The sequence below is a fragment of the Pseudomonas knackmussii B13 genome (assembly GCF_000689415.1).
GTDB classification, from domain to species: Bacteria; Pseudomonadota; Gammaproteobacteria; order Pseudomonadales; family Pseudomonadaceae; genus Pseudomonas; species Pseudomonas knackmussii.
Genome location: NZ_HG322950.1, coordinates 6101364 through 6114692, shown reverse-complemented (window position 1 = coordinate 6114692; position 13329 = coordinate 6101364). Strand labels below are relative to the sequence as shown.

The 13329-nt window shown below is 67.7% G+C and carries 11 protein-coding genes and 1 pseudogene; 8 read left to right on the top strand and 4 right to left on the bottom strand.

The window, feature by feature from the left end; all coding sequences use genetic code 11:
• Positions 1 to 132 precede the first annotated feature (132 nt).
• The 8 genes and pseudogenes from choX to cls all read left to right on the top strand — a co-directional run bounded on the left by choX (position 133) and on the right by cls (position 8574).
• Complete coding sequence (choX, locus tag PKB_RS28435; RefSeq protein ID WP_043256667.1) at positions 133 to 1071, top strand: choline ABC transporter substrate-binding protein; 939 nt, start codon at positions 133 to 135, stop codon at positions 1069 to 1071.
• Between the two features lie 69 nt (positions 1072 to 1140).
• On the top strand, positions 1141 to 2028 hold the full coding sequence (gene cdhC / locus PKB_RS28430) for a 3-dehydrocarnitine:acetyl-CoA trimethylamine transferase CdhC (protein ID WP_043256665.1): 888 nt from the start codon (positions 1141 to 1143) through the stop codon (positions 2026 to 2028).
• A 125-nt stretch (positions 2029 to 2153) separates the two neighbouring features.
• A complete protein-coding gene (locus tag PKB_RS28425) occupies positions 2154 to 3119 on the top strand; it encodes an L-carnitine dehydrogenase (protein WP_043256663.1) in 966 nt (321 codons plus the stop codon).
• Between the two features lie 51 nt (positions 3120 to 3170).
• The gene (locus PKB_RS28420; RefSeq protein WP_043256661.1) at positions 3171 to 3644 is read left to right on the top strand and encodes a thioesterase family protein; all 474 of its coding nucleotides are present in this window, start codon (positions 3171 to 3173) and stop codon (positions 3642 to 3644) included.
• A 2-nt stretch (positions 3645 to 3646) separates the two neighbouring features.
• Positions 3647 to 4567 (top strand): alpha/beta hydrolase, encoded by a 921-nt coding sequence (locus tag PKB_RS28415; protein WP_242411203.1) that lies wholly within the window; start codon positions 3647 to 3649, stop codon positions 4565 to 4567.
• Positions 4568 to 5133: 566 nt separating this feature from the next.
• The gene (locus PKB_RS28410) at positions 5134 to 5382 is read left to right on the top strand and encodes a hypothetical protein (RefSeq protein WP_043256659.1); all 249 of its coding nucleotides are present in this window, start codon (positions 5134 to 5136) and stop codon (positions 5380 to 5382) included.
• Between the two features lie 243 nt (positions 5383 to 5625).
• Positions 5626 to 7109 (top strand): annotated as a pseudogene (locus PKB_RS28405) (amidase).
• Between the two features lie 40 nt (positions 7110 to 7149).
• On the top strand, positions 7150 to 8574 hold the full coding sequence (gene cls / locus PKB_RS28400; protein WP_043256658.1) for a cardiolipin synthase: 1425 nt from the start codon (positions 7150 to 7152) through the stop codon (positions 8572 to 8574).
• A gap of 125 nt (positions 8575 to 8699) precedes the next feature.
• On the opposite strand, the gene ahpF is transcribed toward cls, so the two are convergent.
• The 4 genes from ahpF to PKB_RS28380 all read right to left on the bottom strand — a co-directional run bounded on the left by ahpF (position 8700) and on the right by PKB_RS28380 (position 13319).
• A complete protein-coding gene (gene ahpF, locus PKB_RS28395) occupies positions 8700 to 10265 on the bottom strand; it encodes an alkyl hydroperoxide reductase subunit F (RefSeq protein WP_043256656.1) in 1566 nt (521 codons plus the stop codon).
• A 183-nt stretch (positions 10266 to 10448) separates the two neighbouring features.
• Positions 10449 to 11012: an alkyl hydroperoxide reductase subunit C gene (gene ahpC, locus PKB_RS28390; RefSeq protein ID WP_043256654.1), complete on the bottom strand. Its 564-nt coding sequence runs from the start codon at positions 11010 to 11012 to the stop codon at positions 10449 to 10451.
• Between the two features lie 213 nt (positions 11013 to 11225).
• The gene (locus tag PKB_RS28385) at positions 11226 to 12152 is read right to left on the bottom strand and encodes an ABC transporter permease (protein WP_043256652.1); all 927 of its coding nucleotides are present in this window, start codon (positions 12150 to 12152) and stop codon (positions 11226 to 11228) included.
• A gap of 66 nt (positions 12153 to 12218) precedes the next feature.
• Positions 12219 to 13319 (bottom strand): ABC transporter permease, encoded by a 1101-nt coding sequence (locus PKB_RS28380; protein ID WP_043256650.1) that lies wholly within the window; start codon positions 13317 to 13319, stop codon positions 12219 to 12221.
• Between the last annotated feature and the right edge of the window lie 10 nt (positions 13320 to 13329).

The following is a 13329-nucleotide window of genomic DNA, read 5'->3' as shown; positions in this document are numbered from 1 at the left end:
GTGCAAGAGGTGGTCGCCGGTGTGCGATTTTTCGCCGCAGGCACTGCGTAGTTTTGACTCCAGCCACCGCCGGGCGGGGCCGCATGACACAACAACGATAACCATTGCCGCAAAGGCCTTGAGGGAGAAGTCATGAAGCGAATGATCAAAGCGGTAGGCTGCGCCGCTGCTGTACTCGCCAGCCAGTCGCCGTGGGCCGCCGAACAGGCGTCCTGTCAGGACGTGCGGATGGGCGTGGTCGCCTGGACCGACGTGGTCGCCACCAGTGCCATGGGCGATGTGCTGCTCGAAAGCCTGGGCTACCGGGTCAAGCAGACCAACGCGGTGCAGCAGATCATCTTCTCCGGCATCCGCGACAACCGCCTGGACATCTTCCTCGGCTACTGGAAGCCGGCGATGGACAAGAACATCGCGCCCTTCCTCCAGGCCAAGCAGGTCACCGTGCTGGAGAAACCCAGCCTGGCCGACGCCCAGGCCACCCTGGCGGTGCCCGACTATGTATATGACGGCGGCCTGAAGACCTTCGCCGACATCGCCAAGTACCGCGACAAGCTCGGCAACAAGATCTACGGCATCGAGCCAGGCACCGGCGCCAACGCCAACATCAAGGGCATGATCGACAAGGACCAGTTCGGCCTGAAGGGCTTCCAGCTGGTCGAGTCCGGCGAAGCCGGCATGCTCGCCGCGGTCAAGCGCGCCGGGCAGCGCAACGAGTGGGTGGTGTTCGTCGGTTGGACCCCGCACCCGATGAACATCAACATGAAGATGCACTACCTCACCGGCAGCCAGGACGTCTTCGGCCCCGACGAAGGCCGCGCCAGCGTCTCGGTGGTCACCGCGCCGGACTATGCGCAGCGCTGCCCCAACGTCAGCCGCCTGCTCTCCAACCTGACCTTCAGCGCCGCCCAGGAAAGCCAGCTGATGGTGCCGATCATGGAACGCAAGGACCCGAAGGACGTGGCCCGGCAGTGGCTCAAGGATCACCCCGAGGACGCCAAGCGCTGGCTCGACGGCGTGACCACCTTCGACGGCAAGCCCGCCGACCCCGCGGCCCTCACCGCCGCCAACTGATCACCGACTCCCCGCTGCGCGGCAGCCGCCGCGCACGGCCTCCGTACGCCTGAAGGAAGGACTGCAACCGTGAACTACGAAGTGATCGTCACCTGCGCGGTGACCGGCGCCGGCGACACCGTCGGCAAGCACCCGGCGATCCCCGTCACCCCCAAGGAAATCGCCGCCGCCGCCATCGAGGCCGCCAAGGCCGGGGCCACGGTCGCCCACTGCCACGTGCGCGATCCGAAGACCGGCAAGCCGAGCCGCGACGTGAACCTCTACCGCGAAGTGGTGGAACGCATCCGCGAGAGCGACACCGACGTCATCATCAACCTCACCGCCGGCATGGGCGGGGACCTGGAGATCGGCAAGGGCGAGCAGCCGCTGGAGTTCGGCGCCGGCACCGACCTGGTCGGCCCGCTGGAGCGCCTCAAGCACGTCGAGGAACTGCTGCCGGAAATCTGCACCCTGGACTGCGGCACCCTGAACTTCGGCGACGGCGACTTCATCTACGTTTCCACCCCGGCCCAACTGCGCGCTGGCGCCAAACGCATCACCGAGCTGGGCGTGAAGGCCGAGCTGGAAATCTTCGATACCGGGCACCTGTGGTTCGCCAAGCAGATGCTCAAGGAAGGCCTGCTGGAAGACCCGCTGATCCAGATCTGCCTGGGCATCCCGTGGGGCGCGCCGGCCGACACCACCACCATGAAGGCCATGGCCGACAACATTCCCGACGGCCTCACCTGGGCCGGCTTCGGCATCGGCCGCTCGCAGATGCCGATGGTCGCGCAAGCCATGCTGCTGGGCGGCAACGTGCGCGTCGGCCTGGAAGACAACATCTGGCTGGACCGCGGCGTACACGCCAGCAACGGCCAACTGGTGGAGCGCGCCATCGAGATCATCGAACGCCTCGGCGGCCGCGCCCTGACGCCCGCCGAAGGGCGCAAGAAGATGAACCTCAAGCCGCGTGGCTGAAGGGCGTTTTTGGATCCCCGCGTGCGCGGGGACGACGCTCCTGTGATCGACACCGCGCACGTCGCCCCGTCCCACCTTCGTCACCCCCCCCCACGCGGGGGCCCAGAAAACAGCAGGAATCGAACATGGCGTACATCACCGAAATCAAGACCTTCGCCGCCCTTGGCAGCGGCGTCATCGGCAGCGGCTGGATCGCCCGCGCCCTGGCCCACGGCCTCGACGTCATCGCCTGGGACCCGGCGCCGGGCGCCGAAGCCGTGCTGCGCCAGCGCGTCGCCAACGCCTGGCCGGCGCTGCAGAAGGCAGGCCTCGCGCCCGGGGCCTCGCAGGACCGCCTGACCTTCGTCGCCACCATCGAGGAATGCGTGCGCAATGCCGACTTCATCCAGGAAAGCGCCCCCGAGCGCCTGGGCCTGAAGCTCGACGTGCACGCCAAGATCAGCGCCGCCGCCAAGCCCGACGCGATCATCGCCTCCAGCACCTCGGGCCTGCTGCCTAGCGAGTTCTACGCCGACGCCATCCACCCCGAACGCTGCGTGGTCGGCCACCCGTTCAACCCGGTCTACCTGCTGCCGCTGGTGGAAGTGGTGGGCGGCGAAAAGACCGACCCGGCAGCCGTGCAGGCAGCCATCTCGGTGTACAGCAGCCTCGGCATGCGCCCGCTGCACGTGCGCAAGGAAGTCCCCGGCTTCATCGCCGACCGCCTGCTCGAAGCGCTCTGGCGCGAGGCTCTGCACCTGGTCAACGACGGCGTGGCGAGCACCGGCGAGATCGACGACGCCATCCGCTTCGGCGCCGGCCTGCGCTGGTCGTTCATGGGCACCTTCCTGACCTACACCCTGGCCGGCGGCAACGCCGGGATGCGCCACTTCATGGCGCAGTTCGGCCCGGCCCTGCAGCTGCCCTGGACCTACCTGCCGGCGCCGGAACTCACCGAGTCGCTGATCGACAAGGTGGTCGAAGGCACCAGCGAACAGCAGGGCAGCCGCAGCATCGCCGAGCTGGAACGCTATCGGGACGATTGCCTGCTGGCCGTGCTCGGCGCGATCAAGGACACGAAAGCACGCCACGGCTTCGCCTTCGTCGACTAACCTCGCCCCATCGCCCTCCCCATGGGGAGGGCGCCTGCCGGATGCCTAGCCATGCACGCCCTGAAAACCTACGAAACCCCGGTGCTCGCCGAGTGGACCGACTACAACGGCCACCTGCGCGACGCCTTCTACCTGTTGATCTTCAGCTACGCCACCGACGCCCTGATGGACCACCTGGGCCTGGACGAGGCGCATCGCGCGGCGACCCACGACTCGCTGTTCACCCTGGAAATCCACCTCAACTACCTGCACGAGGTGAAGCAGGGCGAAGCGGTGGAAGTACGCACCCAGCTGATCGCCCACGACCGCAAGCGCCTGCATGTTTTCCACAGCCTGCATCGCGCCGGCGAAGACCTCGCCCTGGCCGCCAGCGAGCAGATGCTGCTGCACGTGAACCTGGAAGGCGGCGCACGCTCGGCGCCCTTCGAGGGCGTGGTGCTCGAACGCGTGCTGGCGCTGGCCGAGGCGCACCGCAGCCTGCCGCGTCCGGACTACGTCGGGCGCACCATCGGCCTGCCGGGCTGAGCATGTATCCGCTGTCGGCCGGCATGGCGGCCTTCGTCGCGCTGACGCGTTCCTTCGCCAGCGCTGATCCGTCGCTGCAGGCGCAACGTGAGGCCTACGCGCGGATGGCGACGGCCTTCTCGCCGCCGCTGCCGGCGGGGCTGCAGGTCCGCGACCTCGCGCCCACCGGACTGCCGCCGCTGCGCCTGTATCTACCGAAAGTGGCTGCGCCCGAGGTTGGCTGGCCGGCCGTGCTGTTCCTCCACGGCGGCGGCTGGATGCTCGGCGGCCTGGATTCCCACGCCTTCCTCTGCCAGGAACTGGCCCTGCGCCTGAAGGTGGCGGTGCTGGCGGTGGATTACCGGCTGGCGCCGGAACACCCCTTCCCGGCGGCCCTGGAAGACAGCCTGGCGGCCTGGCGCTTCCTGCGCGACGGCGCCCTGGGTATCCCCCTCGACCGCTCCCGCCTGGCCGTGGCCGGCGACAGCGCCGGCGGCAACCTCGCGGCGGCGCTGTGCCTGGCCCTGCGCGATGCCGACGAACCGCAACCGCGCCTGCAAGCGCTGATCTACCCGGCACTGGGCGACCAGCCCACGGCGTCGAGCACGGAATGCGCCGACGCGCCTTTGTTATCCACAGCCGATATGCAGGCTTGCCTCGACGCTTACCTGCCGGTCGATTCCCTGCGCCATTGCCCTTTGGCGTTGCCTCTGCGCGCCCACGACCTGTCCGACCTGGCGCCGGCCGTCATCGCGGTCGCCGAGTTCGACCCCCTGCGCGATGACGGGCAGCTTTATGCACAGCGCCTGCAGGAAGCGCGCGTGCCTGTGGATTATTTCCCCGGCGCCGGCCTGGTCCACGGCTGCCTGCGCGCGCGGCAGTTGCCCGAGGTGGACCGTCTCTACGAAGCCCTCTTCGAAGCCTTGGCCAAACGGCTTTTGTAGGAGCGAGCTTGCTCGCGAACCTCAAGGCACGGCGTCACCCTGAAAGAGCAACTTATTCCCCTTAGCGCCTGCGCAAGCGCTGTGCGCGATGGAGCCGCGTCCCGCGCTCGCGGGGAAGACGTTATCGAAGATCGGGTGCGGCCAGGTTCGTGAGCAGGTTCGCTCCTGCGGGCAGGTCTACCCGTATTCGCAATTGCCCCGGAAAAAAAATCCCCCGCTGCGCCCGACGCGCAACGGGGGAGAAAGCGAGCCGGTATGGGCTCTCAGTGTGACAAGCACCTACTTCGGTGTGACCGCAGTGGTATGGCTCCAGTGTGGCTGCTTTGCGTTTGCCGGGTTTGCCGAAAGCGACCTGTGCGTATCCACCGCGGACAGGCAACGACCATAGGCTCGCTGCGTTATGTGATTCTTAACGCACCCGGCGCGGCGAGCATGTGCCGGGCCGCCAGCGGGTCGGAAAACGACCTGCTCTTGTCTGTCAGGGACACACCAACGGCCGGGTGCTTGCGCCCGGCCGAGGCTGTTCCGAGAATCCGGGAGAGCCCAATCTCCCGGAGGACCCCGCGATGATGCACGCCGACCTGATCGACCAGGACGATTTCCGCGAACGCTTGCAGGCACTGGGCTTCGCCGTGCCGCCGGACGTCACCGCCGAGCAGGCCTGCGAATACGCGGTGCGCGCCCTGACCCCGGAGCGCTCCATGGCCCTGCGCCGGCTGGTGGAAGAAATGCTCGGCGGCCACGCGACCCTGCTGCCCGCCGTGCGCGAGGCGATCTCCCGGCAGTTGCTGCCGGCGCTGGTGCCGCGTCCCTGATCGCACCGTTGCAACGGATCTGCTGGTAGGAGCAACCGTCTATTGGGCTCCCGCGTTCGCGGGAGTGACGGTATTGGGGGGCGCTTTCCCCGACGTCATCCCCGCGAACGCGGGGACCCAGAAAACAACGTACAAGAGCCGGTTTCGCCCCAATGCGCAGTCATGCAAAACATGTTTGCAGCATGGGTATCGCTTCGCTCCGCCCATCCTACGCTTGTCGGATACCCCTTCACGGAGTCCGCCATGACCGCGCTGCATGACCTCACCGCCATCCAGCTGCTGGCCCTGTACCGTTCGCGCCAGCTTTCGCCCGTCGAATACCTCGATCACCTGCTCGCGCACATCCAACGCTGGGAGCCGCACCTGTGTGCGCTCTATGCATTCGCGCCCGAGCGGGCGATGAAAGAGGCGCGGGCGTCCGAGGCGCGCTGGCTGAAGGGCGAGCCCTGCGGTGAGCTGGACGGCGTGCCGGTGACCATCAAGGAACTGATCGCCAGCCGTGGCGACCCCATTCCCCAGGGCAGCGCCGCCGTACCGCTGCTGCCTGCCACCGAGGATGCACCGCCCACCGCGCGGCTGCGCGAGGCCGGGGCGATCCTGCTGGCCAAGACCACGGTGCCGGACTTCGGCATGTTGTCTTCCGGGCTGTCTAGCTTCCACAAGCTGACCCGCAACCCCTGGGACCTGCGCATGAACCCCGGCGGCTCCAGCGCCGGAGCCGCCGCGGCTGCCGCTGCCGGTTACGGCCCGCTGCACGTCGGCACAGACATCGGTGGCTCGGTGGGCCCGCCTGCCGGCCGGCTGGTGCGGGCTGGCCGGGTTCAAGCCGAGCCTCGGTGCACGTCGGCACAGACATCGGTGGCTCGGTGCGCCTGCCGGCCGGCTGGTGCGGGCTGGCCGGGTTCAAGCCGAGCCTCGGGCGTATCCCCATCGACCCGTACTACACCGGGCGCTGCGCCGGGCCCATGACGCGGGCCCTGGACGACGCGGCGCTGATGATGAAGCACCTCGCTCGCGCGGATTGGCGCGACGCCACCAGCCTGCCGCCCGCCGAACTCGACTGGGCCCTGCAGGCGGCGGATGTGCGCGGCTTGCGCATCGGCCTGCAGCTCGATGCCGGCTGCGGCCTGCGCCCGGAAGCCGAAGTGCGCGACGCGGTGTGCGCGGCGGCGCAGCGCTTCGCCGAGGCGGGTGCGGAAATCGTCGAGGTCACGCCCATCCTCGATAGCGAGCTGCTCGACGGGCTCGACAAGTTCTGGCGCGCGCGTCTCTGGGCGGAGCTTGAGAACCTGCCGGCCGAGCGCCGCGAGCGGGTGTTGCCGTACATCTTCCAATGGGCCGAGGCGGGTGCGCAGGTGAGCGGCGTCGACGCGGTGCGCGGCTTCAACCGCACCTTCGAGATGCGCAAGCGCGCCGCCGCGCAGTTCCAGGGTATCGACTTCCTGCTCAGCCCGACCAACCAGATCGCTTCCTTCCCCGCCGAATTCGCCGCTCCGACCAACGATCCGGCGCGGCCGTTCGAGCACATCGGCTTCACCGTGCCGTGGAACATGTCCGAGCAGCCGGCGCTGTCGATCAACTGCGGCTTCACCGCCGCCGGCATGCCCATCGGCCTGCAGATCGTCGGTCCGCGCTTCGCCGATATCGAGGTGCTGCGCCTGGGCCGGGCCTGGGAAGAATGGCGCGGCGCACCGCCGCAGTGGCCGCAGCCGCCCGCCGGCAGCTAAGCTCAGGTCCATCGCCGCCCGCAGGGAAACGCTCGCGCGCATGTCCTACTCCACCTACATCGCCCACTTGCTGGTGCTGATCCAGCTGCTCGGCATCGTCGCCGCGGTGCATGCCGTGCTCACCGTGCGCACCGCGCAGGGCGCCATCGCCTGGGCCACTTCTCTGGCGTTCATGCCGCTGCTGACGCTGCTGCCCTACCTGGTGTTCGGTCTCCGGCGCTTCGACGCCTATATCGAGGCACGCCGCCAGGCCGACCAGGAGATGCACCGCGTGGCCGCCGAGCTGGACTGGCGGCCCTGGGTCGACGAGGCCCTGGCAGCGCGCCAGTCCAGCCGCTACAAGGCGCTCAAGGCGATGTCCGCGCTGGCGCGCATGCCGACCCTGGCGAACAACCGGGTGCGCCTGCTGATCAACGGCAAGGCCGCCTTCGATGCCATGTTCGAGGCCATCGGCCAGGCGCGGAAGGTGGTCCTGGTGCAGTTCTTCATCCTCCGCGACGACGCCCTCGGCCAGCGCCTCGCCCAGCTGCTGCTCGAACGCGCGGCGAATGGTGTGGAGGTCTTCGTGCTCTACGACGCGATCGGCAGCCACGCGTTGCCGGGGCGCTACGTCGAGCAGCTGCGTGCCGGCGGCGTTCAAGTGCAGGCTTTCAGCACCGGCAGCGGGGCGATCAACCGCTTCCAGCTGAATTTCCGCAACCACCGCAAGATCGTGGTGGTCGACGGCGCAACCGGCTTCCTCGGCGGGCTCAACGTCGGCGTCGAATACCTCGGCGAGAAGCCGCCGCTGTCGCCCTGGCGCGACACCCACGTGGCGCTGCGGGGCCCGGCCGTAGCCTGCCTGCAGGAATCCTTCGCCGAGGACTGGTTCTGGGCCGCCCGCGCCTTGCCGACGCTGCTGGTGCCGGACGCGTTCGACAGCGACGGCATGCTCTGCCAGGTGGTCCCCAGCGGCCCGGCGGACAAGCAGGAAACCTGCTCGCTGTTCTTCGTCGAAGCGATCCACGCGGCCAGCGAAAGGGTGTGGATAACCACGCCGTACTTCATCCCCGACGAGGCAGTCGCTGCAGCCCTGCGCCTGGCGGTGCTGCGCGGGGTGGACGTGCGCATCCTGCTGCCCTCGCGCCCCGACCACCGCACGGTGTACGCAGTGTCCAGCCTCTACGCCCAGGACGCGGTCCGTGCCGGCGTGCGGGTATTCCGCTACCAGCCGGGCTTCCTGCACCAGAAGGTGATGCTGGTCGACCGCGACTTCGCCAGCGTGGGCAGCGCCAACCTGGACAACCGCTCGTTCCGCCTGAACTTCGAGGCGACCCTGGTCACCGTCGACGAAGGTTTCGCCAGCGAAGTGGAAAGCATGCTTCTGGCGGACTTCGAGGACTCGGTGGAGATGGGCCTGGAGCGCAGCGGCCGGCTGCAGCAGCTGGGCATGCGCGTGGCGCGGCTGGCGGCGCCGATTCTCTGAACGCCTGCCACGCCTTTCTGCTTCTCGTAGGAGCGAGCTTGCTCGCGAACCGCACGGCACGAATGCCAACCCCCGAAAACAAAAACGCCCGGCACATGCCGGGCGTTTTCAGGGGCGGGTGGCTATCAGGCCGGCGCCGAGCTGCGGATCAGGTGGTCGAAGGCCGACAGCGAGGCTTTCGCGCCTTCACCGACCGCGATCACGATCTGCTTGTACGGCACCGTGGTCACGTCGCCGGCGGCGAAGATGCCCGGCAGCGAGGTTTCGCCGCGCTGGTCGACGATGATTTCGCCGCGCGGAGTCAGCTCGATGCTGCCCTTGAGCCATTCGCTGTTCGGCAGCAGGCCGATCTGCACGAAGATGCCTTCCAGCTCCACGGACTTGAACTCATCCGTGTTGCGGTCCTTGTAGACCAGGCCGGTGACCTTCTGGCCGTCGCCTTTCACTTCGCTGGTCAGCGCGCTGGTGATCACCTCGACGTTGGGCATGCTGTACAGCTTGCGCTGCAGCACGGCGTCGGCGCGCAGCTTGCTGTCGAACTCCAGCAGGGTCACGTGGGACACGATGCCGGCCAGGTCGATGGCCGCTTCGACGCCGGAGTTACCGCCACCGATCACCGCCACGCGCTTGCCCTTGAACAGCGGGCCGTCGCAGTGCGGGCAGAAGCACACGCCCTTGGCCTTGTATTCCTGCTCGCCGGGCACGCCCATTTCGCGCCAGCGGGCGCCGGTGGCGAGGATCAGGGTCTTGGCCTTGAGGCTGCCGCCGCCCTCGAACTTCACTTCGTGCAGCTCGCCGGCATTCTTGGCCGGAACCAGTGCGCTGGCGCGCTGCAGGTTCATGATGTCGACCTCGTACTGCTTCACGTGCTCTTCGAGCGCGCGGGCCAGTTTCGGGCCTTCGGTTTCCTGCACCGAGATGAAGTTCTCGATGGCCATGGTGTCCAGCACCTGGCCGCCGAAGCGCTCGGCGGCAACGCCAGTGCGGATGCCTTTGCGCGCGGCGTAGATGGCCGCTGCGGCGCCGGCCGGGCCACCGCCCACCACCAGCACGTCGAAGGCGTCCTTGGCCGACAGCTTCTCAGCTTCGCGAGCGGCGGCGCCGGTGTCGATCTTGGCGAGGATTTCCTCCACGCCCATGCGGCCCGCGCCGAAGACTTCGCCGTTCAGGTAGATGCTCGGCACCGACATGATCTGGCGGCGCTCGACTTCTTCCTGGAACAGCGCGCCGTCGATGGCGACGTGGCGGATGTTCGGGTTGAGCACGGCCATCAGGTTCAGCGCCTGGACCACGTCCGGGCAGTTCTGGCAGGACAGCGAGAAGTAGGTTTCGAATTCGAATTTGCCCTGGATGCCCTTCACCTGCTCGATGACCTCGGCCTCGAGCTTGGACGGGTGGCCGCCGACCTGCAGCAGGGCCAGGACCAGGGAGGTGAATTCGTGGCCCATGGGGATGCCGGCGAAGGCCAGGCCGATGTTCGCCCCCGGGCGGTTCAGCGAGAAGGACGGGACGCGGGCGTCTTTGCCGTCTTCGCGCAGGGTGATCTTGTCGGTCAGGCCGACGATGTCGTGCAGCAGTTCGCTCAGCTCGCGGGATTTGTCGCTGTCATCGAGGGACGCGACGATCTCGAACGGCTGGGTGACCTTTTCCAGGTAGGCCTTCAACTGGGTCTTCAGATTGGCGTCCAACATGATTCATCTCCTGCGAATTTCGAGCAAAAGGGGGCCCCGGCAAGCTGAATGCTCGCCCTACGGCACGCTTGTGGCTGGGTAGGAAGGGCGCAGGTAGGCGCCCCCGGGGTATTGCGTGGTGCGGATCGGGCGCCGACGAGTGCCGGCGCTCGATCGACGCAGCGCGAACGCTGCGCGAAGGGCTTAGATCTTGCCGACGAGGTCCAGCGACGGAGCCAGGGTCTTCTCGCCTTCTTTCCACTTGGCCGGGCAGACTTCGCCCGGGTGAGCGGCGGTGTACTGGGCGGCTTTCAGCTTGCGCAGGGTCTCGCCGACGTCACGAGCGATCTCGTTGCTGTGGATTTCGACGGTCTTGATCACGCCTTCCGGGTTGATCACGAAGGTGCCGCGCAGGGCCAGGCCTTCTTCCGGGATGTGCACGCCGAAAGCGTTGGTCAGCTGGTGGGTCGGATCGCCGATCAGCGGGAACTGGGCCTTGCCAACGGCCGGCGAGGTTTCGTGCCAGACCTTGTGCGAGAAGTGGGTGTCGGTGGTGACGATGTACACCTCGGTGTTGGCGTCACGGAACGCAGCGTAGTTGTTGGCGGCGTCTTCGATCTCGGTCGGGCAGTTGAAGGTGAAGGCTGCCGGCATGAAGATCAGGACCGACCACTTGCCCTTCAGGGACTGCTCGGTGACTTCGATGAACTTGCCGTTGTGGAAGGCATTGACCTTGAACGGTTGGACTTGGGTGTTGATCAGGTTCATTCGGCATTCCTCGTAAAGTGAGTGGATCGAATCGGGTTTGGAAATTCGACGTGGGCAAGAGTATCGATTGAGAGCCCGAATGCCTCATTGATTTAAGGCATCGAAAAAATTGGCTCTCTCTATCACCGGATATATAAAAGGAAGAGCCACGCTATCGAGCGTGGCTCCTTTCCATCCTGCCGAGTGCATGCGACCGCCGCATGACAGGGCCGTTCAGTGCCCGGCCTTCCACGGCTGGCCAAGGGACACCGGGGCGAACAGGCGGGTGCGCAGGCCGTCACGAGACAGCAGCACCAGCACGACTATGGTCGCCACGTACGGCAGCATCGCCAGCAGGTTGGCCGGAATGCTCAGGCCGACGCCCTGGGCCACCAGGTGGAGGATGCTCGCCAGGCCGAACAGCCAGGCCCCGAGCAGCACGCGCAGCACCCGCCAGCTGGCGAACACCACCAGGGCGAGGGCGATCCAGCCGCGCCCGGCGCTCATGTTCTCCGCCCACATCGGCGTGTAGGCCAGCGACAGGTAGGCGCCGGCCAGCCCGGCCATGGCGCCGCCGAAGAGCACCGCCAGCAGGCGCACGCGCAGTACCGGCAGGCCCATGGCGGCGGCTGCGTCGGGGTTCTCGCCGACTGCCTGGATGACCAGCCCGGCGCGGCTTTTCAGCAGCAGCCAGGCAACCCCGGCGAAGAGCGCGAAGCTCAGGTAGACCAGCGCGTCCTGGGCGAACAGCATCTTGCCGAGCACCGGCAGCTGCGCCAGCCAGGGAAGAGCCAGGGGCGCGAAGCCCTGCAGCGGCTTGCCGACCCAGGCCGCGCCAACGAACGACGACAAGCCGACGCCGAAGATGGTCAGCGCCAGCCCGCAGGCAACCTGGTTGGCGTTCAGGCCCAGGGCCACGGCGGCGAACAGGCTGGCCAGGAGCATCCCGGCGAGGATCGCGAAGAGCACGCCGAGCCACAGGCTGCCGGTGCTGAAGGCGACCATGAAGCCGATCACCGCGCCGAACAGCATCATTCCTTCCTGGCCGAGGTTGAGCACCCCGGACTTCTCGCAGACCAGCTCGCCCAGCGCCACCAGCAGCAGCGGCGTGCCGGTGCGGACCATGGCGAAGAGCACGTTGCCCAGCAGATCGATATCCATCGTGATTCTCCGATCAATCCCTGTAGGAGCGGGCCATGCCCGCGATTTCGCGGACAAGGTCCGCTCCTACGAAAAGCTCAGCTTGCGGCGCGCGGCCTGCAGGCGAAAACCGCCCGAGAAGCGCAGCCGGTACAGGATCAGCACGTCACAGGCGAGCAGGAAGAACAGCATCATTCCCTGGAACAGCCCGGTCAGCGCCAAGGGCAGGTTCAGGCTCATCTGCGCCGTCTCGCCGCCGAGGTACAGCAGCGCCATCAGCAGGCTGGCGAAGAGGATGCCGATGGGGTTCAGGCGGCCGAGGAAGGCCACGGTGATGGCCGCATAGCCGTAGCCAGGCGACACCTGCGGCACCAGCTGGCCGATCGGCCCGGTCACTTCGCAGACGCCCGCCAGCCCCGCCAGCGCGCCGGAAAGCAGCAACGCCAGCCACACCAGGCGCTTCTCGCGAAAACCGACGAAACCGGCGGCGCGGCGGTCGAGGCCGAGCACCTTGATCTGGAAGCCGACGAAGCTGCGCTGCGCGAGCACCCAGACCGCGACCAGGGCGAACAGGGCGAAGAGGGCGCCCAGGTGCATGCGGCTGTCGTCGAACAGCGTCGGCAGCCGCGCCGAATCGGCGAACAGCGCCGACTGCGGGAAGTTGAAGCCCTGCGGGTCCTTCAGTGGCCCGTGCACGCAGAACAGCAGCAGGTTCAGGGCGATGTAGTTGAGCATGATGCTGGTGAGGATCTCGTTGGCGTTGCAGTGCGTGCGCAGCCAGGCCACCAGCGCGGCCCAGGCGGCGCCGCCGGCGATACCGGCCAGCAGCGTCCAGACCAGCGCCCAGCGGCTTTCCCAGCCGAGCAGTTGCAGCGCCATGGCGCTGCCGGCGAGGGCGCCGACCAGCAGTTGGCCTTCGGCGCCGATGTTCCAGATGCGCGCCTGGTAGGCCAGCGCCAGGCCCAGGGCGCAGAGCAGGATGGGCGTGGCCTTCACCAGCAGTTCGCCGACGCCGTACCAGTCCTGCACCGGTTCGATCAGCAGGGTGTGCAGCGTAGCCAGCGGCGGATGGCCGAGGGCGGCGAACAGCGCCGCGCCGCAGAGCAGCGTGAGCAGCCCGGCCAGCAGCGGCGAGAGCAGCAGCATCAGGCGCGATTGCTGGCCGCGCGGATCGAGGGAAAGCAGCATGACGGGCTCC